Source organism: Cognatilysobacter tabacisoli, from assembly GCF_003586305.1.
Lineage (GTDB): Bacteria > Pseudomonadota > Gammaproteobacteria > Xanthomonadales > Xanthomonadaceae > Cognatilysobacter_A > Cognatilysobacter_A tabacisoli.
Map to the genome: position 1 here is coordinate 566,825 of NZ_QXJI01000001.1, position 24,204 is coordinate 591,028.

Here is a 24,204-nt window from a genome sequence, read left to right on the forward strand (position 1 = left end):
AGCATTGCCGCGTTTCAGGACGGACGCGATAGGCAATTTTCCCCACAGTATGCGAGGGGCCGGGTGATGACGGGCCCGGAGGCCCGTGCGCACGTCGCGGAAGCGCGACGCGGTCACGCATTCAGTTACGCAGCGCCCCCGCCCCCGGAGGCGAACAGCGGTGCCTGTGCATCGTCGACGTCGGCCGCGACCAGGCCGCCGAGGCCGACGCCGACGAGCCGGTAGCGCGTGCGCGCAGGCAGCTCGACCCGGCTGCGCAGGCGGCAGGCGACATCGGCCAGCTCCTCGGCGCTGGCCGGCGGCCGCGCCGGCGTCAGGCTGCGCGTCAGGATGCGGAAGTCGCTGGTCTTGAGCTTCAGCACGACGGTGCGCGCCAGCCGGCCCGGCTCGCGCCGGTAGCCGGCCCACGTCTTGTCGGCGAGCCGGCGGATGTGCGGCTCGAGCGCGTCGAGCGGCAGGTCGTGTTCGAACGTGTCCTCGGCCGACACCTGCAGGCTCGGGCGCTCGGGCTGCACCGGGTGGTCGTCGAGGCCGTGCGACAGCTCGTGCAGCCGCCGTCCCCATCGACCGAAGCGCTGCTCGAGCTCGCGCTGTCCGTGTGCGCGCAGCTCGCCCACCGTGGCGATGCCGAGCTCGGCGAGTTTGGCCTCCATCACCTTGCCGACGCCCGGCAGGCGGCCGACCGGCAGCGGCAGCAGGAACGCGTCGACCTGATGCGGCCGGATCACGAACTGGCCGTCGGGCTTGCGCCAGTCCGACGCGATCTTGGCCAGGAACTTGTTCGGCGCGATGCCGGCCGACGCGGTCAGCTGCAGCTCGTCGCGGATCGCGTCGCGGATCGCCTCGGCGGTCGCCGTCGCGCTGGGCAGGTCGGTCTTCGTCGTGGTGACGTCGAGGTAGGCCTCGTCCAGCGACAGCGGCTCGATCAGGTCGGTGTGGCGGGCGAAGATCTCGCGCACGCGCCGCGACACGGCCTTGTAGCGCATGAAATCGGGCGGCACGAATACCGCCTCGGGGCACAGGCGCTCGGCGCGCACCGCCGGCATGGCCGAGCGCACGCCGAACACGCGGGCCTCGTAGCTGGCCGCGCACACGACCGAGCGCGCGCCGCGCCAGGCCACGACGACCGGTCGGCCGCGCAGCGACGGGTCGTCGCGCTGCTCGACCGACGCGTAGAACGCATCCATGTCGACGTGCAGGATCTTGCGCGGGGCAGGGGACACGGCGGGCGCGGGCAGGGCCGCAGGCGGCGGCGTTAGTTAAAATACTAACGCGTGTGCGCCGCGGCGGCCATGCGCCCGTCGCGAGGCCGGGGCCGGCGCGTCACGGCGGCGGCGCGCATCCCCCGTCGCGGCGGCGGCCGGCGCTCTCGCTGCGCCGCGCTCCCGGACTATGCTCGCGCTCGCATCGACCCGATGCGTCTGGGGAGTCCGCCATGGTCACGACGTCGTCCGTCCGCCCGGCCTGGTTTCCGGTCGTGGCCTCGCTATTGCTGCTGTGGAACCTGTTCGGCATCGCGATGTTCTTCCTGCAGTACACGATGACGCCCGAGGCGCTGGCCAGGCTGCCCGAAGACCAGCGCACGCTGTTCGAGGCGATGCCGGGGTGGCTGTGGGTCGTGTACGCGGCTGCGGTCGTGTCCGGCGCGCTCGGCGCGCTGATGCTGCTGCTGCGCAAGCGCGCGGCCGTGCCGCTGTTCTGGGTGTCGCTGCTCGCGGTGCTGGTCCAGTTCGGCTACACGCTGCTGCCCGGTCGCGCGGTCGAGGTGCTCGGGCCGGCGCAGGCGCTGCCGATGCCGCTGACGATCATCGCCGTCGCCGCGCTGCAGGTCTGGGTGGCACGCCGGGCGCTGGCGCGCGGCTGGATCGCATAGGGCGGGCCCCGGCGCGCCATCGGCGCGCCGGTCGTCTGCAGGCACTCACCGACAAGGCGGGCTGCGTCCCGCCTAAACGATGCCGGTCGCGTAGAAGAGGCCGATCACGAAGAAGACCGCCGCGGTCTTGATCAGCGTGATCGCGAAGATGTCGCGGTAGGCCTGCCGGTGGGTCAGGCCGGTCACGGCCAGCAGGGTGATCACCGCGCCGTTGTGCGGCAGGGTGTCCATGCCGCCCGACGCCATCGACGCGACCCGGTGCAGCACCTCCATCGGAATGCCGGCGGCGTTGGCGTTGGCGATGAACGTCTCGGCCATCGCCGCCAGCGCGATGCTCATGCCGCCAGAGGCCGACCCGGTGATGCCGGCCAGCGCGGTGACGGTGACCGCCTCGTTGACCAGCGGGTTCGGAATCGCGCCAAGCGCGTTGGCGACGACGAGGAATCCGGGCAGGGCGGCGATCACCGCGCCGAAGCCGTACTCCGATGCGGTGTTCATCGCCGCCAGCAGCGCGCCGCCGATCGCCGACTTCGTCCCTTCGGCGAAGCCGGTGAAGACCGGCTTCCACGCGAACGCGAGCACGGCGACGATGCCGACCAGCAGCGCGCCCTGCACGGCCCAGATCGCGGCGACCTTCGCCACTTCCTGCACGACCGGCGCGGCGCTGCCGATCACGGCCGGGTCGAAGCTGTGCGACTCGCCGTACACCCGTGGAATCCACGCGGTGAACAGCTTGTTGGTGACGCCGACCAGCACCAGCGGCGCGATCGCGACCAGCGGATGGGCGAGCCTGCCGCCGGTGAACGGCGCCGGCTCGTTGACCAGGTTGTCGCCGTAGCCCTCGCCGGCGGCGACCGCCTTGCGGCGGCGCGACTCGAGGTACAGCAGCCCGAGCGTCAGGATGAAGACGCCGCCGAGCGTGCCGAGCCACGGCGCCGCCCAGGTGTCGGTGCCGAAGAACGACGCCGGGATGATGTTCTGGATCTGCGGCGTGCCGGGCAGCGCGTCCATCGTGAAGGTGAACGCCCCCAGCGCGATCGTGCCCGGGATCAGGCGCTTGGGGATGTCGCTCTGGCGGAACAGCTCGGCGGCGAACGGGTACACCGCGAACACCACGACGAACAGCGACACGCCGCCGTAGGTCAGGACCGCGCACACCGCGACGATCGACAGCATCGCGCGGCTGGCGCCGAACAGGCGGATCGTCGCCATCACGATCGCCTTCGAGAAGCCGGACAGCTCGATGACCTTGCCGAACACCGCGCCGAGCAGGAACACCGGGAAGTACAGCTTCAGGAAGCCGACCATCTTGTCCATGAACAGCCCGGTGAACATCGGCGCGACCAGCGTCGCGTCGGTCAGCAGCACCGCGCCGAGCGCGGCCACGGGCGCGAACAGGATCACGCTGTAGCCGCGGTAGGCCACGAACATCAGGAAGCACAGCGCGGCCAGCACGATCACGAACGCCATCGACACGATCCCCAGTTGCCGGTGCGCCCGGCGTGCCGGACGGACGCCCGGTGGCCGTGGAGTCTCCGCACCGCCGGGAGCGGGCGGCATTGTCCGAAGGTACATCTGCCCGCGCACACGGCGCCTACCTAGGCTGTGCCGCATGACGGGGGGTCCCGTCCGCCACATTCGCATGCAGCACACACCTGGGGAGAACGTCGTGGCAGGTCGCACCAACAACACCCGCAAGCATCTGAGCATCGCCATCGCGGCGGCCCTTGCCGCGCCCTGCGTCCTGCTGGCGCCGGCCGCTTGGGCGCAGGACGCCGCCCCCGCCGCGACGTCCACGCAGGATGCGACCGACGCCAACCGCGCCACCACGCTCGGCACCGTGACCGTGACGGCGCGCAAGCGCGAGGAAACGCTGCAGGAGGTGCCGGTCGCGGTGACCGCGTTCAGTGCGGACGCGCTGGATCGGCTCGCCGTCGACGACCTGTCCGACCTCGACGCGCAGGTGCCGAACCTGACGATCTACGCCGCGCGAGGCTCGTCGAGCACGATCACCGCTTACATTCGCGGCGTCGGCCAGTCGGACCCGCTGTGGGGCGTCGACCCGGGCGTCGGCATCTACATGGACGACGTCTACATCGCCCGCCCGCAGGGCGCGCTGCTGGACGTGTTCGACGTCGAGCGCGTCGAGGTGCTGCGCGGCCCGCAGGGCACGCTGTACGGCAAGAACACCATCGGCGGCGCGATCAAGTACATCTCGCGCGGCCTGCCGACCGCGTTCGACGGCTTCGCCTCGGTCACGGTCGGCAACTACAACCAGCTCGACGTGCGCGCCGCGGTCGGCGGCCCGATCGGCGGCAGCGAGGCCCTGCGCGCGCGCCTGGCGGTGGCCAGCCTCAACCGTGACGGCTTCGGCCAGAACGTCGCCACCGGCCAGGAGGTCAGCGACAAGGAGATCCTCGCGCTGCGCGGCCAGGTCGGCGCCTACGTGTCCGACGACCTCAACATCCAGTTCGCGTTCGACTGGATGGACGACCAGTCCGGCGTGCGCGGCGCCAAGATGCTCGGGCCGAACCGCTTCGCCCCCACGCAGGCCCCGCTGGATTCGCGCTACGACGTGCGCAACGGCATGCCGAACGTCAACGACACCACGCTCAAGGGCGCGTCGGCGGCGGTCAACTGGGCGGCCAGCGAGGACTGGGCGTTCAAGTACGTGCTGGCCAAGCGCGAGTCCGACACCGAGACCAACATCGACTTCGACACGCTGCAGAACAAGATCGCCGACGTGAAGGCGTTCTACCGCGACCAGCAGGTCAGCCACGAACTGCAGGCCAACTACGACGCCGGCGGCCGCGCCCGCGGCGTGATGGGCATCTACGCCTTCGACGGCGAGGCCGGCGGCCAGGTGCTCAACAACTTCTTCAACCTGCTGTTCGGCGACACCCAGGGCACGGTCTACACCGAGTCGGTCGCCCTCTACGCCGACTGGACGTTCGACCTGACCGAGCAGCTCTCGCTCGACGTCGGGGCACGCTACACCGACGAGGACAAGCGCGCCGACGTGTTCAACCAGGGCTACCGCGACGCCAGCTTCACGGTGCCGACCGGCGTCATCGCCGCCGACTTCGACAAGACCATCAACTTCAAGAACACCTCGCCGAAGGTGTCGCTGAACTACCAGGTCACTCCGGACATCATGGTCTACGGCGTGGCGTCGCGCGGCTTCAAGTCCGGCGGCTACAACATCCGCGCGCAGGCCACCGCGGTGCCGCGCTCGGCCGAGCCGTTCGACGACGAGGTCGTCGACAGCTTCGAGGTCGGCACCAAGATGGGTTTCCTCGACCAGACGCTGTTCCTCAACCTCGCCGCGTTCCACAACAAGTACGAGGACATCCAGCTGTCGGTGTTCACGTCCTACGACAGCAACGGCGACGGCACCAACGATGCCTTCTTCGGCGACTTCACCAACGCCGGTGCGGGCACGGTCAACGGCATCGAGGTCGAGTACCAGTGGCTGCCGACGCCGAACTGGCTGGTGTCCGGCAACCTGGCCTACCTGGATGCGAAGTACGACGAGTTCATCTACCGCGGCGAGAACATCGCCGACGAGCAGGCCTTCACCAATGCCCCGGAGTTCTCCGGGGCGCTGAACCTGGAGTACCGCACCGACCTGGCCAGCGGCGGCAACCTGTCGGCGCGGGTCGGCTACAGCTACCAGGACGACGTGGTCGCCACGACCGAGATCGTCCGCACCGGCGCGCTGCCGATCACGCAGGAGGGCTACGGCCTGGTCAACGCCGGCGTGACCTGGAAGAGCGGCGGTCCGTGGACGGTGACCCTGCAGGGCACCAACCTCGCCGACGAGGAGTACCGGACCACCGGCTACAACCTCAACGCCGCGCTAGGCGTGCTGACCGGCTTCTACGGCCCGCCGCGCCAGTACTCGGTGCAGGTGCGCTACGACTTCTGATCGCTCCCCGAAGGCGATCAAAGCGGACGGCGGGCTTCGGCCCGCCGTTCTGTTTCCGGCGGGTGGCGCCACCCGTCGATGCGGCGCCCGAGTGGCCTCCCGCGCCACTCGTTTGCGTTACCAACGCAAAGGGCGGTCATCACGCGAGCCCTGCAGGCGCATCGGTAGGGGGCTGGGCGCGCATGTACGAACCGCTGTTCCGGGGGCTGCTGTTCCCACTGTACGAAGGACTGCTGCGACGCCGCCGGACCCTGGCGCACCTGCGCGAGTACGAACGCACCCAGTGGCTGCCGCGTGAGCAGGTCGATGCACTGCAGTGGCAGCGACTGTCGCGGCTGGTCGCCTACTGCTGGAACGAGGTGCCGTACTACCGCCGGCGCTGGGGCGCGGCGGGAGTCGGCTCGCCTGCCGACATCCGCGGCGTCGACGACTACGCGCGCCTGCCGGTGCTGACCAAGCAGGACGTGCGCGACCACTTCGACGACCTGCTCGCGCGCCCGGCGCGCGGATCGATGCTGTTCAAGACCACCGGCGGCTCCACCGGCGAGCCGCTGCGGATCGGCTACACCCGCGAGAACTACGAGCGGCGCAACGCGGTCATGCACCGCGGCTACGCGTGGGCCGGCGCGCCGCTGGGCCGCCGGGCGCTGCACCTGTGGGGCGAGCCCCCCGGCGTCGGCATCAAGGCTCGGCTGCAGCACGCGGCCTTCAACCGGCGCGTCCTCGATGTGTTCCGGATGCGCGACGACAACCTCGTCGCCTACGCCGATGCGATCGACGCGCACCGCCCGCGCGTGATCGTGGCCTATGTCGCCTCCGCGGTGCGGCTGGCGCAGTGGCTGATCGCCAGCGGGCGGCGGGTGCACGTGCCCGACGCGGTGCTGTGCGCGGCCGAGCCGCTGCGATCGCACCAGCGCGCGCTGATCGAGGAGGCGTTCGGCTGCCCGGTGTTCAACACCTACGGCTGCCGCGAGTTCGCCCTGATCGCCTCCGAGTGCGAGCGCCGGCAGGGCCTGCACGTCAATGCCGACCACCTGCGCGTAGAACTCGGCGACCCCGCGACGCCCGCCGGCGAGGCCGGTCCGCGCGAGGTGCTGGTCACCGACCTGTTCAATTACGGCATGCCGCTGATGCGCTACGCCAACGGCGACCTCGCCACGGCCAGCGCCAGCGACGCGGCCTGCCCGTGCGGGCGCGGGCTGCCGGTGCTGGCCTCGGTCGACGGCCGGCGCATGGACGCGCTGCGCACGCCGGAGGGCCACTACGTGGGCGAGTACCTCGAGTACCTGATGTTCACCACGCCGGGCGTGCGCCGGTTCCAGGCGGTGCAGGAGCGGATCGACCGGATCGACGTCGCCGTCGTCGGCAGCGAGGAACTCGCCGACGACGCCCTCGACCAGGTCCGGCGGCGGATGGTCGACGCGTTCGGGAGCAGCGTCGAGCTTGCGTTCGCGCGCACCGGGGAGCTGCCGCTGACGCCGACCGGCAAGCTTCGCGTGGCGGTGTCGAAGCTGGCGCACTGCGTGTGGATGACGCTGCTGCACGCGGTCGAGGCAGTGCGCGGGCTCGGGCTGGAGGCCGCGGTCGCGTTGGCCTGACGCCGGGCGCGCCGTCGGCACGCGCCCGGCGGACCCGAGCGCGCACCGCGCGCGATATTCTCGACGCCGACATGGCCCCTCCGATCCAGCCCCACTTTTCCGACCGGTCCGCGCCCGCCGCCGCGGTCGCGCCCGCGCCCGTGCCGCGATGCTGAGCTTCACCGCGGTCGCGCTGGCGAGCGTCGGCTGGCTCGCGCTGCTGTTCGGCGCGGCCCTGTACGCCGAGCGGCGACCGGCGCTTTTTGCCCGACACTGGCGGCACGTCTACGCGCTGTCGCTGGCGGTGCACTGCACCTCGTGGACGTTCTACGGGACGGTCACGCAGGCCGCGCGGTACGGGTGGCCGCTGCCGCCGACGTTCCTCGGCGCGATCGCGTTCTACGCGCTGGCGATGGGGTTCATGGTCCGGCTGGTGCGGCTGGCGCGCGAGACCAACGCGACCTCGCTGGCCGACCTGATCGCCACGCGCCTGGGCAAGGACGCTTGGCTGGCGGCGACGGTGACCCTGGTCGCGGCGCTCGGCCTGATCCCGTACATCGCGCTGCAGCTCAAGGCCGTGGCGATGAGCTTCGGCATGCTGACGACCGCCGCGCCGGACGCCGCCGCCCTGCCGGCGTGGCGCGACAGCGCGCTGTACGTGGCGCTGGCGATGGCGCTCTTCGCGATGCTGTTTGGCACCCGGCGCGCCAGCGCGGCCGAGCACAACCGCGGCCTGGTGCTGGCGATGGCGTTCGAGTCGGTGTTCAAGCTGGCGGCGATGCTCGCGCTCGGCGCGTTCGTCTGGTTCGGGCTCGGCGATCTGCCGGAGGTGCCGGCGGCGCCGGCACCGGCGGGGCCCAGCGGGTTCGTGCCGCTGGTGCTGCTCGGCGCGTTCGCGATGTTCGTGCTGCCGCACCAGTTCCACGTGGCCGTGGTCGAGTGCCGCGATCCGGCCGACGTGCGCACCGCGCGCTGGCAGTTCCCGCTGTACCTGGTGCTGATCGCGCTGCCGGTGCTGCCCCTGGCGCACGCCGGCGCGGCGCTGCTCGGCGCCGAGGTGCCGTCCGACCTGTACGTGCTCGCGCTGCCGCTGTCGCAGGGGCAGTCGGGGCTGGCGCTGTTCGCGTTTCTCGGCGGGCTGAGCGCGGCGACCGGCATGGTGGTCGTCAGCACGCTGACGCTGAGCCTGATGATCGGCAACCACTGGTTCGCGCCCGGCCTGCTGCGCGGCGCGTGGTCGCGCGACGACGGCAGCGACCTGCGCGGCCGCGTGCTGGCGCTGCGCCGCGCCGGCATCGTCGTGATCATGCTGCTGGCGTGGGCGTACAGCCGGCTGGTCGCCGGCAGCGATGCGCTGGCCGACGTCGGCGCGGTGTCGTTCTCGGCGCTGGCCACGCTGGTGCCGGCGCTGGCGTTCGCGGTGTGGCGCCCGCAGACGCCGCCGCGCGCGGCGATCGCCGGCGTGCTGCTCGGCTTCGCGGCGTGGGCGTGGGTGCTGCTGGTGCCGACCGTGCTCGCGGTGCGCGGCGCCTCGCCCGAGTGGCTCGCCGCCGGCCCGTTCGGCGTCGGCGCGCTGTCGCCGGACGGGCTGTTCGGGCTGACCGGTTGGAGCCGGCTCGGCCGCGCTGTCGGCGCCAGCCTGTTCGCCGGCACGGTCGCGATCGTGCTGGTGTCGGCGTGGCGCCGCGAGTCGCCGCGCGACGCGCGCCGCGGCCTCGACGCGCGCACGCTGCGCAACGCCGGCCTGCGCTTCCTGCCGCGCGAGCGCGTCGCGCAGATGCTCGCCGAGGCGCCGGCGACGGGCCCGGTGCCCGGCGTGGTCGAGGCGCGGATCGAGCGCGAACTCGCCGCGGTGCTCGGTTCGGCGTCGGCGCGCGTGCTGCTCGATGCCGCGCGCCGCGAGGCTGGGCACCTCGACACGGTCGCGGCGATCGTCGGCGAGGCCTCGGCCGACCTGCGCTTCAACCAGCGCGTGCTCGAGGCCGCGCTGCAGAACATGAGCCAGGGCATCAGCGTGGTCGACGCCGAGCTGCGGCTGGTCGCGTGGAACCGCCGCTATGTCGAGCTGTTCGGCTTCCCGCCGGAGATGCTGCAGGTCGGCCGCCCGATCGCCGACCTCGCGCGCTGGGCGATGCAGCGGCTGCCGATGGGCGGCGACATCGAGCGCGGCCTCGACCGCCGGCTGGCGTACATGCGCGCCGGCACGCCGCACCTGTCCGAGCGCGTGCTGCCCGACGGCAGCATCGTGGAGATCCGCGGCAACCCGATGCCTGGGGGCGGCTTCGTCGCGACCTTCACCGACGTCACTGCGTTCCGCCGCGCCGAGGCCGGGCTCATCCAGGCCAACGAGACGCTTGAGCTGCGCGTGGTCGAGCGCACCGTCGACCTCGAAGTCGCCAAGCGCGAGGCCGAGCGCGCGAACGAGGCCAAGAGCCGCTTCCTCGCTGCGATCGGCCACGACCTGATGCAGCCGCTGCACGCCGCGCAGCTGTTCACCGACGCGCTGGCCCAGGACGTGGACGCGCCGGGCCAGCGGCAGACGCTGGCGCAGGTGCGCGGCGCGCTCGATTCGACCAACGACCTGCTGACCGGCCTGCTCGACATGTCACGGCTCGAGGCCGGCGGGCTGGTACCGCAGCCGCGCGAGTTCCCGCTGGCGGAGGTGCTCGACCCGCTGGCGTCGGAGTTCGGCGCGATCGCCGCCGCGCGCGGCCTGCGATTCCGCTACGTGCCGACGCGCGCTTGGACGCGCAGTGACCCGCAGCTGCTGCGCCGCGTGCTGCAGAACTTCCTCGCCAACGCCGTGCGCTACACGCCCGCCGGCAGCGTGCTGCTCGGTGCACGTCGGGCCGGGGGGCGGCTGAGGGTGGCCGTGTGCGACACCGGTCCTGGCATCGCGCCGGACCAGCAGGCGCTGATCTTCGAGGAGTTCCGACGCGGCGACGACGCGCCCGGGCAGGGGCTGGGGCTGGGCCTGTCGATCGCCGACCGCATCGCCCAGCTGCTGCACACGCCGCTGTCGCTGCGCAGCGCGGCCGGGCGGGGCACGACGTTTGCGGTCGAGGTGCCGCTGCTCCGGCGCGACCGCGTGAACGAGGGCGGCGCGATGCCCGAGCGGCGCGGCGTGGCCGGCACCCGCGTGCTGGTGGTCGACAACGATCCGCTGGCGCTCGCCGCGCTGGCGAGCCTGCTGCAGCGCTGGGGCTGCGAGGTCGACACCGCCGGCGACGGCGACGGCGCACGCGCCTGCCTGCAGCGTGCCGACGCGGACCTGTGGCTGTTCGACTACCACCTCGACCACGGCGACACCGGCGTCGCGCTGGCCGAGCGGCTCGCGGCCGCGTTCGGACCGCGGCCGACGCTGGTCCTCAGCGCCGACGGCGGCGCCGCGGTGCGCCGCGCGGTGCACGAGGCCGGGCTGTCGCTGATCGGCAAGCCGCTGAAGCCGCTGGCGCTCAAATCGGTGTTGGACCGGCTGCTGGCCTCGCGCACATTGGGGTGAGCGTCTGCGGCGCGCCGGCGACGCCAGGCCGCAGCCGCCCCCTCCGCGGGGGGAGGGGGCGGAGTCGCACGATCAGTCGAGCGGGCGCAGCGCGCGGGCGTGGATGTACTCCGCCACCGCGGCGCCCTGGTCCAGTCCGGCCTTGCAGCCTTCGTAGAAGTGAATGCCCGCGTACACGCGCGAACGCGCGAGCTCGCCGGCCGCCGCGGTCAGCGACCCGAAGTGGCGCGTGATCGGCTTGGCCGGCAGCTCGTTCAGCGGCGCCGGCAGCGGGATCGCCGGTGCGTTGACGGTGCGGGTGAAGCCGGCGCTGTTGGTGCCCAGCGCCAGCCGCAGCGCGGTGGTCGCCCCGCCGCCGGCGGAGGTCGAGTTGCACGGGTAGTCCGGGTACGGCGGCGTGGTCAGGAAGGGCCGCCAGGTCGGATCGCTGTCGGTGTCCGGGTTGCCGTCGTCGGCCCAGCGGATCGCGGTCACCGGTCGCCAGAACGCGTAGTAGTACTTGCTCTCGGCGTTGTTGAGCGTTGCGTCGGCGATCGACACGGTCATCAGCGCCAGCGCGCGCGCGTGCTCCCAGCGGTCGAGGTCGAACCCGCCGAAGATCAGCCGGGCGTTCGCGTTCCAGTCGACGCCGCCGCTGGCCCAGAAGCGCGCGATGTCGCTCTGCTGCGAATCGGGATTGGCCCCGCGCTTCAGCGCGTCGCCGATCTGCTTCACCTGGTTGTACTCGCTGGCGTACTGCGCGCTGGTCAGGTCGAAGATCACGCCGGGGTTGACGCGGAACTGGCTGGAGCTTTCGACCACGAACGGCCTGACGTTTTTCCAGTTGCTGAACTGCGGTACGCCCGGGGCGATCGGGTTCGGCGTGGCCACGTAGATTCCGGCACCGGGTTCGGCCGAGTAGCCGGGTGTGTGCGGGAACAGCGAGCCGTCGTCGGCACGCGCGGCCAGCATCGCCGCCGCGGCGGCGGCGCCCGCCGCGATGCCCTGCGTTTCGGCAACGCCATCGGGTACCGCGGCGAGCGTGTTGGCGTAGGCGGTGTTGATGTTGTTGATGGCGGTGGTCTTGGCGGCGCTGTCGGGCAGCAGCGCGAGCAGCCCGAGGAGCGTGTCGCGCGCGGCGGTCGCGATCGCGGCATCCGCCGACGCACCGGCCGGCGCGGCCGGCACGACGTTGTAGGTTTCGTAGCGCGGATCGATCGAGTTCAGCGCGTCGTGGACGGCGAGCTGCACCGCCGCCGCGGCGAGGAACTGGTTGTACGGCCCGCCGAATCGCGGTGCGACCGTCGGGCCCATCGCCACGGCGTTCCAGTCGGTCACCGTGTCGGCGGCCGCGGCGGTGGGCAGCGTCAGCAGCAGGGCCGAAGCGAGCAGCGTGGCGTTCAGTCGAAAGCGCGACCCGCGCGCGGACGGAGTGGAATGGAGCGGCATGTCGTACTCCTTCAGATGGGTGGTCGGCGGCGCGCGTAGGCAACCCCGGCTCCCCCTGCCGGCACGCGGGTGGCGCGCAATCGCGGCACCGCACTGGGACTCACGCGCGGCTGCCCCGTCGACGGCCATGCGGCGCGGCGGGCGGCGGGGGATGGGCATGGCCGGTGGCCGCGACCCGGTGCGTTTTTCCGCGATCGCGCGCGGTGGCGCACGCGCGGCGTCGAACGTGGCCGCGCGCGACGCGGGCGGTCACGGCATCGAACGAGCTGCGGCGGGGGCGGTGTCGCGACGCGGCGCCGCCGGAGGCCGCCGTGTGTGCGCGCCTGGAGGGCGTCAGTCGATCTGCCGCGCAGGGTCGGTCAGCTCGAGCTCGCGCAGCACCACGCTGGCCTGCGTCCGGTTGCGCACGCCGAGGCGTTCGAAGATCGCCGACAGGTGCGCCTTGACGGTGCGCTCCTGCACGTCGAGGCGGTCGGCGATCTGCTTGTTCAACAGCCCCTGCGCGACCAGCGTGAGCACGCGGAACTGCTGCGGCGAAAGACTGGCCAGCCGCGCGGCGAGGTCGGCATCGGCGCTGGAGCTCTGCGTGCGCGCGACCGCGGCGCGCAGCATCGCCGGCAGCCACTGCTCGCACGCGAGCACCGCGCGGATCGCGTCGCGCAGTTCGTCCAGGCCGGCGCTCTTGGGCAGGTAGCCGGCCGCGCCGTGGTCGAGCGCGCGGCGCACCACGCGCGGGTCGTCGTTCGCCGACACCACCACCACGGCCACGCCCGGATGCTGCGCACGGATCGCCGCGAGGCCCGCCAGGCCGTGGTTTCCGGGCATGTGCAGGTCGAGCAGGACCAGGTCGATGCCCGGCTCGGCGTCGAGCGCGGCGAGCACCCCGTCGAGGCGGTCGGCCTCGCGGATCTGGGTGTCGGCGACCGCATCGGCGGCGGCCTGCCGCAGCGCGGCGCGGAACAGCGGGTGGTCGTCGGCGATCAGCAGCACGGGCATGCGTGCAGCCTAGCAAGCCCGGTCAAGCGCAGCGGCGCGCTGGTACCAAAGTACAGTGGGGCCGCGCGGGACGCTTGCTAGGCTGCGGGAATGAACCGATCGCTCGCCGCCGCTGCCACCGTCGTCCTGTTGACTGCCTGCGCGGGGCTGCCGCGCGCCGACCGGCCGGCCTCGATGGACGTATCCGCCCAACGCGTCACCGAGCACCGCGGCGACGACGACCTGCTGACCGCCGGCCTCGGCATCGCCGGCCTGCGCCAGCCGATCGCGCCGGCGTTCGCCATCGCCGACGCACCGACCGCGGCCGAGCTGCGCCGCCGCGCGGTCTGGACCAACTGGCGCGGCATCGCCGACCTCGTGCCCGGCGGTGGCTTCGGCGACTGGTACGGCAGTGTGGCCGCCGTGCCCGGGCGCGAGTTCAGCGCCTACGCCCGGGTGCCGGGTGCGACGCAACCCCATCGGGTGATGGTCCAGGTGCCCGACGGCTTCGATGCGGCCCGGCGCTGCGTCGTCGTGACGGCGTCGTCGGGCTCGCGCGGCGTCTACGGCGCGATCTCGGTCGCCGGCGCCTGGGGCCTGCCGAAGGGCTGCGCAGTCGCCTACACCGACAAGGGCGCCGGCACCGACTATTTCGACCTCGATGCGGGGCAGGGCGTCGCGGCCGACGGCACCGTGACGGGCGCGGCCGACGTCGCGTTGGCGTTCGCCCCCGACGCGCCGACCGGCCCGGCCGGGGTGCGCGGCGTCGCGTTCAAGCACGCCCACTCGGGCGACAACCCCGAAGCGGACTGGGGCCGGCACGTGCGCCAGGCCGCCGACTACGCGCTGCAGGTGCTCAACGAGGCGCGCCCGGGCGACGCCCCGTTCACCCACGCCAACACGCGGATCATCGCGGTCGGCATCTCCAACGGCGGCGGCGCGGTCCTGCGCGCGGCAGAGGCGGGCGAGGGCTGGCTCGACGCCGTCGTCGCCGGCGAGCCGAACGTGTATGCCGATTCGCCCGGCGGTCGCACGCTGTACGACGTCACCACCGACGCGGCGCTGCTGATGCCGTGCGCGCTGCTGCACCTGCAGGGGCTGCCGCAGCCGCCGGTCACCGCGCAGGCCGCGCCCGGCTGGACCCGGCGCTGCGCGTCGCTGGCTGCCGACGGCGTGATCGCCGGCGCGGACACCGCCGCCCAGGCGCGCTCGGCGTACGACGCGCTCCGCGCGGGCGGCTGGACGGACGACGCGCTGCGCGCCGGCGCGCTGTCGGTCGGCTTCGACCTGTGGCGCGCGGTGGCGGCCACCTATGCGTCCGCCTACGCGCGCACCGGCGTCGGCGCGCACCCGTGCGGGTTCGGCTTCGCAATGCTTGGCGCCGACGGCGCGCCGCGCGTCGCGACGGCCGCGGAGCGCGCGGCGTGGTGGGCCGACGGCAGCGGCATCCCGCCCGGCAACGGCATCGGACTGGTCGACCCGCACCTGGCCGGCGCCGATCCGACCTACCCGGGCCTGCGCTGCCTGCGCGCGCTCGCCACCGGGCGCGACGGCAGGGCCGCGCGCGTCCAGCAGGGCATCGCCGGCACGCGCGCGTCGGCGCCGTCGAGCGGCGTGCCGGTGGTGGTGATCCACGGGCTCGACGACGGCCTCGTGCCGGCCGCGTTCACCAGCGCCCCGTACGTGGCGATGGCGAAGGCCGCCGGGCGCGATGTCCGCCACTGGCAGGTCCGCCGCGCGCAGCATTTCGATGCGTTCCTCGCGCTGCCCGACTACCGCAGCCGCTATGTGCCGCTGCTGCCGTACGTGTTCGCCGCGCTCGATCGGGTGCAGGCGCACCTCGATGGCGGCGCGCCGCTGCCGGCCGACGCGCTGATCGAACCGACGCCGCGGCCGATGGGCACAGCGCTCGACGCCGCCAGCCTCGCGCTGCCCTCGAACTGACCCGGCAACGTCGCCGACGGACCGCTGCGTTCGGCGCAGCGGACGGCCGGGGCGATCGGCACACGCGATACTGTGCGGCCCCGCGATGGAGCCGCCGATGCGCCTGCCTGCCCGCCGACTGCTGCCGTGCCTGATCGCCGCCACCGTGGCGACCCCGGCGGTGGCGCAGCAGCCCGATGCGCGCCCGGCCGGTGCCGATGCCACCGAGCTCGACCGCGTGCGCGTCGTCGGCGCCAGCCGCGCGCTGTCGTCGTTCCCCGGCGCGGTCGACATCGTGTCCGGCGAGCAGCTGCGCGACGGCCGGCGCGCGCTCGACCTGGCCGAGGCGCTGCCGCGCGTGCCCGGCATCACCGTGCTCGACCGCCGCAACTACGCGCAGGACCTTCAGCTGCAGAGCCGCGGCTTCGGAGCGCGCTCGACGTTCGGCATCCGCGGCCTGCGGCTGATCGTCGACGGCATCCCCGCCAGCGCCAGCGACGGCCAGGGCCAGGCGGCGACGTTCGCGCTCGACACGCTCGACCGCATCGAGGTGCTGCGCGGGCCGCTGGCGCTGTCGTACGGCAACGCGGCCGGCGGCGTGGTCGCCGGCTACACCGAGCTGGGCGACACGCCCGGCGGCGACGTCGGCGCCTGGTTCGGCAGCGACGCCACGCGCCGCGCGTCGCTGCGCCACGACGGCGTCGCCGGCGATTGGCGCTGGCGGCTCGGCGCGAGCACGTTCGCGACCGGCGGCGCGCGGCCGCACAGCGCCGCCGAGCGCCACACCGCCGGGCTGGTCGCGCAGTGGGCCCGCGACGAGCGCACGCGCGTGCGCGTGACCGCGCAGTGGCTGGACCAGCCGTACACCCAGGACCCGCTCGGCCTGTCGCGCGACGCGCTGCGCGCTTACGACGCGGGCACGGGCCCGGGCACCGACCCGGTCGCGGTCCAGTTCAACACCCGCAAGCGCATCGGCAACCGCCAGCTCGGCCTGCGCTGGGAGTCGGACTACGCCCCCGGCCGCAGCGCCTGGGTCAACGGCTACGGCGTCGCACGCGACGTGGTGCAGTTCCTGGCGATTCCGCCGGGCGCGCAGAGCCCGGCGTCGAGCGCCGGCGGCGTCATCGACCTCGGGCGCGAGCAGCTCGGCGTCGACGCCGGCCACCGCTGGACCTTCGAGCGCGGCGCGCTCGCGCTCGGCGTCGAGGTCGGGCGCCTCGACGAGGACCGCCGCGGCTACGAGAACTTCGTCGGCAGCGCGCTCGGTGTGCGCGGCCGGCTGCGCCGCGACGAGGCCAACCGCGTCGACCAGCGCGAGGCCTACGCCGTCGGCGAGTGGGCGCCGGCGCCGGACTGGTCGCTCCTCGCAGGGCTGCGCCACGCGCGGCTCGACTTCGAATCGCGCGATGCGTTCCCCGCCAACGGCGACGACAGCGGCGCGCTGCGCTTCTCGCGCACCGCCGGCTCGCTCGGCGTCGCCCGCGCGTTCGGCCGCGGCGAGACCTTCGCCAGCGTCGGCCGCGGCTTCGAGACGCCGACGATCACCGAGCTGGCCTATCGGCCGGACGGGCAGGGTGGTTTCAACCGCGACCTGCAGCCGGCGCGCATCCGCTCGGGCGAGGTCGGCTGGCGCTGGCGCGGCGACGGCGTGCGCCTCAGCGCGGCGCTGTACCGCATCGACGGCGATGGCGAGATCGTGCCGGCCGACAGCCGCGGCGGTCGCGCCAGCTTCACCAACGCCGGCGACACCCGGCGCGACGGCGTCGAGCTCGGCCTCGAAGGCGACCTGCCACGGGGCCTGGGCTACGTGCTGGCGGCCAACGCGGTGCGTGCGCGCTTCTCTGCGCCGTTCGCGTACACGGTCTTCGCCGGCGGCGCGGTGGTCACGCGCACCGTCGATGCCGGCAACCGGATCCCCGGCGTCCCGCGCGCCGACGGGTATGCCGAGCTCAACTGGCGCAGCGCCGACGCCGCGTGGTCGAGCGCGATCGAAGCGCGTTTCAGCGCCGGCCTGCCGGTCGACGACCGCAACAGCGACGAAGCCGCCGGCCACGCGCGCTTCAACCTGCGCGTCGCGTGGGCGGCGGACGCCGACGCCGGGCTGCACGCGTTCGCGCGCGTCGACAACCTGTTCGACCGCCGCCACGTCGGCTCGGTGATCGTCAACGAGGGCAACGCGCGCTTCTTCGAGCCGGCGGATCGGCGCAGCTTCACGGTGGGCGTCGGCTGGCGCTACTGACCGGCGCGCCACGACCGGAAGCGCGGGTCGACTTGCTGCCGTCACGCTGCGTTTGGCACGCTGTCGGCCGACGCGGCAGACGCCTGCAGGGAGTTCCGGATGAAGCGCCACTTCTCGATGCTGCGTGACTTCCACCTGGCCGACTGGTTCACGCTCGCCAACGCGTTCTGCGGCACCGGGGCGATCTTCGCGGCGATGCGCTTCCTGCAGGACGGCGGCGCGTCGGATAAGGGCGTCAACGACCTGCTGATCGGCATGGCGCTGATCCCGCTGGCATTCGTGTTCGATGCCGTCGACGGGCGCGTGGCGCGCTGGCGCAAGTCGGCCTCGACGCTCGGCCGCGAACTCGACTCGCTCGCCGACGTGATCTCGTTCGGCGTCGCCCCGGCGGCGCTGGCCTACGCCTGCGGCCTGCAGGGCGGCTGGGACTGGATCGTGCTGAGCTACTTCGTCGGCTGCGGCGTGAGCCGGCTGGCGCGCTACAACGTCACCGCCGAGCAGCTCTCCGGCGACGAGGGCAAGGTCAAGTACTTCGAAGGCACGCCGATCCCGACCAGCCTGGCGTTGGTGATCGTGCTGGCGGTGGCGGCGTCGCAGGGCGCGATCGGCGAGAACGTCTGGTTCGGAATGGTCCAGCTCGGGCCGTGGCAGTTCCACCCGCTGGTGCTGATGTTCGCGATTTCCGGCTCGCTGATGATCAGCAAGACGCTGCACATCCCGAAGCCCTGAGCGGCGCCGCGCGCGGCGGCCCGCAACACGCGCGCGCTATGATCGCTTCCAACCTCTGGAGGCGACGATGGCGAACGACGCAGGCGCGGATTTCGAGACCCTGGCGCGGCAGTACTGGAGCGCGTGGGGCGATGCGTTGCGCAGCGGCGCGGGCGTGACGCCGAAGCAGCCGGGCTGGAACGAGGCGCTGGACTGGTGGTCGCAGCTCGCACGCGGCGCGACCAGCGGCGGCGGCTTCAATCCCTCCGGCTTCAATTCGTCGGGATTCAACCCCTCGGGATTCAACCCGTCCGGCTTCAATCCGTCTGCCTTCACTGCGCCGGGCTTCGGCGGCGCCGCGTTCGGCGCGGGCGGCCTTCCCGGCATGGGCGGCATGGGCTTTCCCGGCATGAACCCCGCGGGCGATGCCGTCGACCGCTTCAACACCCAGGCGCGCGAGTGGTACGGCCGCATGCAGCAGGTGGCCGCCCAGTTCGCGGGCCAGAACGCGAATCCCGCCGACATCACCGCCGCGTGGAAGCAGGCGCTGGGGCAGGGCGCCGCTAACCCGTTCGCCACGCTCTTTTCGTCGATGCAGGGCCCAGGCCAGCACGGCGTCGAGCAGTGGGCGGCGCAGGTCGGGCCGATGCTCGAGTCGATGCAGAAGGACGCGCACGCGTGGCTGCGGCTGCCGCAGTTCGGCTTCGCCCGCGAGCACCAGGAGCGCTGGCAGCAGCTCGCCGATGCGCAGCTGGCGATGCAGGAAACCATGCAGGCGCACAACGCGCTGATGGGCGAAGCCAGCCAGCGGGCGTTCGAGGTGTTCGAACAGAAGTTGGCCGCGCGCAGCGAACTGGGCAAGCAGCTCGAGAGCGCGCGGGCGCTGTTCGACCTGTGGATCGACGCGGCCGAGGAGGCCTACGCCGAGATCGCGCTGTCGCCGCGGTTCCGCGACTCGTACGGCGCGATGGTCAACGCGCAGATGCGCCTGCGCGCCGCCGTGCAGCGCGAGGTCGAGCAGTCGACCGGCCTGCTCGGCATGCCCACGCGCACCGAGATCGACGCCGCGCACCGCAAGATCGTCCAGCTCGAGCGCGAACTGCGCCGTTTGAAGGACGCGCTGCACGGCGACGCGCGCGCCGCGTCGCAGGCGCACGCGGAGGCCGCCGCGCCGACCCCGCGCAGCCGCACGTCCGCCCCGAAGCGCAGGCCCGCGGCCGCCGCCGCGGCGCCCGCACCGAGTGCGGCGACGCCGAAGTCGCCCGCCAAACCGGCCACCGGGCGCGCCACGGCCAAGCGCGCCGCCGGCCGTTCGGCGAGCCAGACCCGCAAGGCACCCACCGGCAAGCCAGCGGCAGGAAAGGCCACGGCAGGCAAGGCTTCGCCCGGCAAAGCGACGCCGGGCAAGGCACCGGCGACCCCGCCGTCCGCGGCCAAGAGTACGGCCGCGAAGAAGGCGGCTGCCCGACGCATTCCGACCTCGCGCGCTGCCGCCACTCGCACCGGTTCCCCGCGCCCGACCGCGAAGCCCGCCGCCAAGCGCGCCGTCGCCGCGCGCACGGCCGCCAAGCCGACGGTGGTGCGCGCGCCTACGCGACGCCCCGCCGCCAGGTCGCCGTTCGCATCGCTGATGCCGCAGGCGCCGCAGCCGCTGCCGGGCAAGCCCGGCAAGCCGGCCAAGCGCAGCAAGCAGGGAGGCCGCTGACATGACCGCCTACGGATTCGACGGGCCGCTCGCGATGACGCCCGAAAGCCTGGCCAACGAGGCGATGACCACGCAGGGCAAGCTGCGCGCCGCGCTGGACACGCTGCACCGCGTCGAGGACGTGCACTACGGAGCCACCGCGCGCGAGGAAGTCTGGCGGGACGGCAAGGTCGTGCTGTACCGCTTCCGCGGCGCGCGCGCGCCGACCGCCAAGGTGCCGCTGCTGATCAGCTACGCGCTGGTCAACCGCCCGTACATGGTTGACCTGCAGGCCGACAAGTCGATCGTCAAGGGCCTGCTCGAGCGCGGCGAGGACGTCTACGTCATCGACTGGGGCTACCCCGACCGCTCCGACCGTTACCTGGAACTCGAGGACTACATCCAGCGCTTCATCGGCGGCGCGGTCGACCACCTGCGGCGCGAGTACCGCATGGACGCCGTCAACCTGCTCGGCATCTGCCAGGGCGGTGCGTTCGCGCTGTGCTTCGCGGCGCTGAACCCGCGCAAGGTGCGCAACCTGATCACGATGGTCACGCCGGTGGATTTCCACACCGACGACAACATGCTGGCCAACTGGACCCGCGGACTCGACATCGACCTGTTCGTCGACACGCTCGGCAACGTGCCGGCCGACCTGATGAACATGTGCTACCTGACGCTGAAGCCGTGGCGGCTGTTCGTGCAGAAGTACGTCGGACTGGTCGACATCCTCGACGACAAGCAGGCCGTCGAGGACTTCCTGCGGATGGAGAAGTGGATCTTCGACTCGCCCGACCAGGCCGGCGAGGCGTTCCGCCAGTTCATCAAGCAGTTCTACCAGGCCAACGGCTTCGTCAACGGCGGCATCGACATCGGCGGCCGCCCGGTCGACCTGCTGCACGTCGACATGCCGGTGCTGAACATCTACGCCGAACAGGACCACCTGGTGCCGCCGTCGGCGTCGAAGCCGCTCGGCGGTCTGGTCGGCACCGACGACTACAGCGAGCTGTCGTTCCGCGGCGGCCACATCGGCATCTACGTGTCGAGCCGCGCCCAGCGCGAGGTGCCGCAGGCGATCCACGACTGGCTGGCGCAGCGGTCGCGGTGATCTCGCGGTGCATCGCGCCCGCGACGGTCATGGCGACGCACGACCGCTGACGTTGCGGCAGGCGCTGGCGGCGCTGGTGCTCGCGCTGTCCGTCGCTGCGGCGCCGGCTGCGCCGCCCCCGGATGCGCAGCGCGAGATCGACGGCCTGATCGCCGCGCTGGGCCACTCGGGCTGCCAGTTCCAGCGCAACGGCCGCTGGTACCCGGCGAGCGACGCGCAGGCGCACCTGCGGCGCAAGTACGACTGGCTGCGCAAGCGCGACCTGGTCGACAGCGCCGAGCAGTTCATCGTCCGCGCCGGCACCGGGAGCAGCATCAGCGGCCAGGCCTACCAGGTGCGCTGCGCGGGGCGCGCGGCGGAGCCCTCGGCGGCGTGGCTGCGGGCGCGGCTGGCCGCGCTGCGCGCGGCGCCTGCCGACGATCGCTGACGCCGGCTAGACTCGGCAGGGTCGACGATGGCGCCGCACGCACGACGCGTGCCGGGACCGTCGCGACAGCGTCCACGGCCCGATTCGCCAGTCCCGACCCGCAAGGAACGAGCCCATGACCGACCCGCGTCCCTTCACCCGCTCGCGCCACGACCGCATGGTCGCCGGCGTGCTCGGCGGCATCGCCCGCCGCTTCGGCTGGAACTCCACGCTGCTGCGCGCGCTGTTCGTGATCGTGTCGATCGCGTCCGTCGCGTTCCCCGGGATCATCGTGTACCTGATCCTGTGGCTGCTGATGCCCGAAGAGGGCAGCTGACGCCGATGCAGCCCGGGCCGCTCGCACGCGGCGTGCTGCACGTCCTCGGCGCGGCGTGGACGCTGCCCAACACGGTCGCCGGGCTGCTGGTCGGCGCGGCCGGCCTGCCGTTCGGCGCGCACGTGCACTGGCGCGCGCGCGAGCGCTCGCTGGTGTTCCACCGCTGGCCGTGGGGGCCGGGCGGGGCGCTGACGCTGGGCAACGTCATCGTCCACACCGGCGACACGCTCGACTCGCCGTGCGTGACCTACGCGCACCGCGCCGGCCACGGCGACGAGCCGGCGATCCAGCTGGCCGACCACGAGCGCGCGCACGTCTACCAGTACATGGTGCTCGGGCCGCTCTTCCTGCCGGTGTACCTGCTGTGCGGCGGCGTGAGCGTGCGCAACCCGTTCGAGCGCGCGGCTGACCGCTACGCCCAGACCGGCCGCGGCTGGTGGCCCGGGCGCTGAACACGCAGGCCAGCGCCTGAATGCGCGCGTCGCACGAGCGCTTCACGAAAGTTTGATGCGCGGCTAACGCGCACGCTGCGATCCTGCACCCGTCGGAGAACAACCAGAGACGAAAGTCACTGGAATCGCTCTGGCTCTGGAAGGCCCGGCCGCCCGAGGATCAACCCTCGAAGACCTGGGCCTTCCTCATTTGGGGAATCCGGAACCGGCCGCACTGCGCCGCACGCCTCAGCGCCCCGATGGCAGCCGCGCGAAAGTTTCGCCTTCGAACACGCCGTTCGGCCCGTAGCGACGCTCGGCGAACGTAATCGCGCCGCCCTCGACCAGCACGACCGAACTGCAGCGCGTGCCGTAGCGCTTGCCGAGCACGAACGGCGGCGACAGCCAGCGCTCGAGTTCGATCCCGACGCCGGTGTTCGGCAGCGACGCGTCGGGCGCCGGCGTGGTGTCGGCCAGCGCGGCGAACAGCGGCGCGATCGCGTCGGCATCGGCCACCGGTTCGCGCGACTCGGAATCCTCGAGCCACGCGCGCAGCGCCTGCGTCGCGTGGCCGCTCTTCGGCCACGGCGCGTCGAACTCGCCGTTCGACATCGCGTGCACGCCGGGCGCGACCGTGTGCCGCTGGAACGCCGGGTGGTTGCCGGCGAACTGCAGCGCGTCGCCGTCCCACAGCAGCAGGTTGAAGCGGCCGTACTCGGGCGCGTCCGCGCCGAGCGTGTCGATCGCGTCGCGTGCCGTTTGCGTCCCGGCCACGAACCCGCGCACCAGCGCACCGCGCGAGCGCGGGCGGCCGTCGTCCGGCGCCCCGGTGCGCACATTGGTCACCGCGGCGATCCGCCCTTGCGTCGACACCATCAGCCAGCCGCCGCCGGCCTGCAGGTCGCGTCCGCCGTAGACGTGCGGCTGTCCCGGCGCGAAGCCGGCCGGCGCCGTCGGGCGCGCATGGAACTCGTCGCGGTTGGCAATCAGCGCCAGCCGGTAGCGCGGGTGGGACTGCCAGGCGATCGCGATCAGGCACATGCGGCGATCATCCCACGCGCGTCCGCCCGCCCGCGGCGCCGCTGGCGCAACGCTGCGGCGCGGCGAGGGCGAAGTCGCTCAGCGCAGGGTGAACAGCGCGTTGATCTCGGCGGCAAAGGGCCTCGACAGCCGGTTGAACGTCGCCCCGGTCGGGTGCATCTCGTCGAACCAGTCGCGCGCCAGCGGTACTTCCTCGCGCAGGTCGACGTAGCGGAACGCGCGACGGAAGCGCGCGTCGCCGGCCAGCGGATCGAGCACGCGCTCGACGAAGCCGTCGATCAGCCGTCGCGCGAACGCGCGCTGGTCGTCGACGTCGGGCAGGGCGCGCGCCATCTGCGGGCCGATCCACGGCCCGGCGTTGCGCTTCATCAGCGCGGCCACGCCGAGGTTTGCGACGGTCAGGTCGGCCGGCACGCCGAGCTTCACCGGGTACGCATACGTGTGGGCGACGATCGGCGTGCGCGGGTGCAGCTGGACCATCTTCGACAGCGCGCGCTCGTACGCGGCGAACACCTCGGCGTAGCGCCCGGTCTGCACCACCGTCTCGAACGCCTGGTCGACGCTCATCGCGCGGCGGTTGGCGAACGTGCGCGCCAGGAACCGGTCGACGAAGTCGTTGCCGCCGGCGCTGAGCAGCGCGATGTCGAAGTCGAAGCCGCCGTACCACTGCATGATGTCGCGCAGCGCACTGCCGCTGAACATCTGCGTGGCCAGGTCGCCGCTCTCCTCGGCGCGGAAGAACAGCCCGCCCGCGCCGACGATCGGCACGCCGCGTTCCTCGTTCTGCGGCGACGGGAACACCAGCCAGTCGAGCAGGTTCATGCTCAACGGCGTCGAGAACCACGAATCGCCTTCGCAGAACACCACCGGCGTGCGCTTGCGCAGCGGCCGGTTGCGGCTCAAGGCCCGGTGGATCGCGCGGAACTCGCCGCGCCGCGTGGTCTGGACGGATTGGCCGCTGGGCATGGCAGGTCCCTCTGTCGGCGGGTGCGCCGCGCGCATCCCGGGTCCACTGGAGCCAACGCGGCGACGCCGGGGCAGCGG

Annotated in this window: 18 protein-coding genes; 12 read left to right on the forward strand and 6 right to left on the reverse strand. The window is 72.9% G+C overall.

The genetic code is table 11. The features are described 5' to 3' along the window. Positions 1-125: 125 nt before the first annotated feature. The gene (gene dinB, locus D3A60_RS07235) at positions 126-1,223 is read right to left on the reverse strand and encodes a DNA polymerase IV (RefSeq protein WP_119718034.1); all 1,098 of its coding nucleotides are present in this window, start codon (positions 1,221-1,223) and stop codon (positions 126-128) included. 212 nt (positions 1,224-1,435) lie between these two features. On the opposite strand from dinB, the gene D3A60_RS07240 reads away from it, so the two are divergent. Further along, the gene (locus tag D3A60_RS07240) at positions 1,436-1,873 is read left to right on the forward strand and encodes a hypothetical protein (RefSeq protein WP_119718035.1); all 438 of its coding nucleotides are present in this window, start codon (positions 1,436-1,438) and stop codon (positions 1,871-1,873) included. Between the two features lie 72 nt (positions 1,874-1,945). Here D3A60_RS07240 and D3A60_RS07245 read toward each other — a convergent pair whose 3' ends face one another. Further along, a complete protein-coding gene (locus D3A60_RS07245; protein WP_119718036.1) occupies positions 1,946-3,343 on the reverse strand; it encodes a GntP family permease in 1,398 nt (465 codons plus the stop codon). Between the two features lie 232 nt (positions 3,344-3,575). Between D3A60_RS07245 and D3A60_RS07250 the strand changes: the two genes are divergently transcribed. The 3 genes from D3A60_RS07250 (at position 3,576) to D3A60_RS07260 (ending at position 10,880) form a co-directional block, all read left to right on the forward strand. Then, positions 3,576-5,801: a TonB-dependent receptor gene (locus D3A60_RS07250; RefSeq protein WP_407062775.1), complete on the forward strand. Its 2,226-nt coding sequence runs from the start codon at positions 3,576-3,578 to the stop codon at positions 5,799-5,801. 182 nt (positions 5,802-5,983) lie between these two features. Then, the gene (locus D3A60_RS07255) at positions 5,984-7,399 is read left to right on the forward strand and encodes a phenylacetate--CoA ligase family protein (RefSeq protein WP_196778686.1); all 1,416 of its coding nucleotides are present in this window, start codon (positions 5,984-5,986) and stop codon (positions 7,397-7,399) included. 148 nt (positions 7,400-7,547) lie between these two features. Further along, a complete protein-coding gene (locus tag D3A60_RS07260; RefSeq protein WP_119718038.1) occupies positions 7,548-10,880 on the forward strand; it encodes a hybrid sensor histidine kinase/response regulator in 3,333 nt (1,110 codons plus the stop codon). 72 nt (positions 10,881-10,952) lie between these two features. Here the strand turns inward: D3A60_RS07260 and D3A60_RS07265 are convergent, their stop codons facing one another. Both D3A60_RS07265 and D3A60_RS07270 read right to left on the reverse strand, forming a co-directional pair. Beyond that, complete coding sequence (locus tag D3A60_RS07265; RefSeq protein WP_157981423.1) at positions 10,953-12,308, reverse strand: vanadium-dependent haloperoxidase; 1,356 nt, start codon at positions 12,306-12,308, stop codon at positions 10,953-10,955. A 333-nt stretch (positions 12,309-12,641) separates the two neighbouring features. After that, positions 12,642-13,304, reverse strand: coding sequence for a response regulator transcription factor (locus D3A60_RS07270; RefSeq protein ID WP_119718040.1), 663 nt, complete (start codon positions 13,302-13,304; stop codon positions 12,642-12,644). A gap of 90 nt (positions 13,305-13,394) precedes the next feature. Between D3A60_RS07270 and D3A60_RS07275 the strand changes: the two genes are divergently transcribed. The 8 genes from D3A60_RS07275 to D3A60_RS07310 all read left to right on the forward strand — a co-directional run bounded on the left by D3A60_RS07275 (position 13,395) and on the right by D3A60_RS07310 (position 22,140). Next, the gene (locus D3A60_RS07275; protein WP_231120434.1) at positions 13,395-15,227 is read left to right on the forward strand and encodes a D-(-)-3-hydroxybutyrate oligomer hydrolase; all 1,833 of its coding nucleotides are present in this window, start codon (positions 13,395-13,397) and stop codon (positions 15,225-15,227) included. A gap of 97 nt (positions 15,228-15,324) precedes the next feature. Continuing rightward, the gene (locus D3A60_RS07280) at positions 15,325-17,445 is read left to right on the forward strand and encodes a TonB-dependent receptor family protein (protein ID WP_196778687.1); all 2,121 of its coding nucleotides are present in this window, start codon (positions 15,325-15,327) and stop codon (positions 17,443-17,445) included. A gap of 99 nt (positions 17,446-17,544) precedes the next feature. Continuing rightward, positions 17,545-18,174 (forward strand): CDP-alcohol phosphatidyltransferase family protein, encoded by a 630-nt coding sequence (locus D3A60_RS07285; protein WP_119718042.1) that lies wholly within the window; start codon positions 17,545-17,547, stop codon positions 18,172-18,174. 67 nt (positions 18,175-18,241) lie between these two features. Beyond that, positions 18,242-19,858: a class III poly(R)-hydroxyalkanoic acid synthase subunit PhaE gene (gene phaE, locus D3A60_RS07290; protein WP_119718043.1), complete on the forward strand. Its 1,617-nt coding sequence runs from the start codon at positions 18,242-18,244 to the stop codon at positions 19,856-19,858. Between the two features lies 1 nt (position 19,859). Beyond that, positions 19,860-20,945, forward strand: coding sequence for a class III poly(R)-hydroxyalkanoic acid synthase subunit PhaC (locus D3A60_RS07295; RefSeq protein WP_269203662.1), 1,086 nt, complete (start codon positions 19,860-19,862; stop codon positions 20,943-20,945). A 7-nt stretch (positions 20,946-20,952) separates the two neighbouring features. After that, entirely contained in the window at positions 20,953-21,372 is a 420-nt protein-coding gene (locus D3A60_RS07300) for a DUF5329 family protein (protein WP_407062762.1), read from the forward strand. A gap of 115 nt (positions 21,373-21,487) precedes the next feature. Next, complete coding sequence (locus tag D3A60_RS07305) at positions 21,488-21,688, forward strand: PspC domain-containing protein (protein ID WP_119718045.1); 201 nt, start codon at positions 21,488-21,490, stop codon at positions 21,686-21,688. A gap of 5 nt (positions 21,689-21,693) precedes the next feature. After that, positions 21,694-22,140, forward strand: a complete 447-nt coding sequence (locus D3A60_RS07310) for a hypothetical protein (RefSeq protein WP_119718046.1) — start codon at positions 21,694-21,696, stop codon at positions 22,138-22,140. A gap of 228 nt (positions 22,141-22,368) precedes the next feature. Here the strand turns inward: D3A60_RS07310 and D3A60_RS07315 are convergent, their stop codons facing one another. Then, complete coding sequence (locus D3A60_RS07315) at positions 22,369-23,160, reverse strand: NRDE family protein (protein WP_119718047.1); 792 nt, start codon at positions 23,158-23,160, stop codon at positions 22,369-22,371. A gap of 78 nt (positions 23,161-23,238) precedes the next feature. After that, positions 23,239-24,126, reverse strand: coding sequence for a hypothetical protein (locus tag D3A60_RS07320; RefSeq protein ID WP_119718048.1), 888 nt, complete (start codon positions 24,124-24,126; stop codon positions 23,239-23,241). Between the last annotated feature and the right edge of the window lie 78 nt (positions 24,127-24,204).

Bases quoted from the DNA above. Each gene is read 5' to 3' on its own strand.
- D3A60_RS07285 (WP_119718042.1), top strand. From the start codon at position 17,545: ATGAAGCGCCACTTCTCGATGCTGCGTGACTTCCACCTGGCCGACTGG.
- D3A60_RS07305 (WP_119718045.1), top strand. From the start codon at position 21,488: ATGACCGACCCGCGTCCCTTCACCCGCTCGCGCCACGACCGCATGGTC.
- D3A60_RS07265 (WP_157981423.1), bottom strand. From the start codon at position 12,308: ATGCCGCTCCATTCCACTCCGTCCGCGCGCGGGTCGCGCTTTCGACTG.
- D3A60_RS07255 (WP_196778686.1), top strand. From the start codon at position 5,984: ATGTACGAACCGCTGTTCCGGGGGCTGCTGTTCCCACTGTACGAAGGA.
- D3A60_RS07310 (WP_119718046.1), top strand. From the start codon at position 21,694: ATGCAGCCCGGGCCGCTCGCACGCGGCGTGCTGCACGTCCTCGGCGCG.
- D3A60_RS07280 (WP_196778687.1), top strand. From the start codon at position 15,325: ATGCGCCTGCCTGCCCGCCGACTGCTGCCGTGCCTGATCGCCGCCACC.
- D3A60_RS07270 (WP_119718040.1), bottom strand. From the start codon at position 13,304: ATGCCCGTGCTGCTGATCGCCGACGACCACCCGCTGTTCCGCGCCGCG.
- D3A60_RS07315 (WP_119718047.1), bottom strand. From the start codon at position 23,160: ATGTGCCTGATCGCGATCGCCTGGCAGTCCCACCCGCGCTACCGGCTG.
- D3A60_RS07245 (WP_119718036.1), bottom strand. From the start codon at position 3,343: ATGGCGTTCGTGATCGTGCTGGCCGCGCTGTGCTTCCTGATGTTCGTG.
- D3A60_RS07260 (WP_119718038.1), top strand. From the start codon at position 7,548: ATGCTGAGCTTCACCGCGGTCGCGCTGGCGAGCGTCGGCTGGCTCGCG.
- D3A60_RS07320 (WP_119718048.1), bottom strand. From the start codon at position 24,126: ATGCCCAGCGGCCAATCCGTCCAGACCACGCGGCGCGGCGAGTTCCGC.
- D3A60_RS07295 (WP_269203662.1), top strand. From the start codon at position 19,860: ATGACCGCCTACGGATTCGACGGGCCGCTCGCGATGACGCCCGAAAGC.
- phaE (WP_119718043.1), top strand. From the start codon at position 18,242: ATGGCGAACGACGCAGGCGCGGATTTCGAGACCCTGGCGCGGCAGTAC.
- D3A60_RS07240 (WP_119718035.1), top strand. From the start codon at position 1,436: ATGGTCACGACGTCGTCCGTCCGCCCGGCCTGGTTTCCGGTCGTGGCC.
- D3A60_RS07275 (WP_231120434.1), top strand. From the start codon at position 13,395: ATGAACCGATCGCTCGCCGCCGCTGCCACCGTCGTCCTGTTGACTGCC.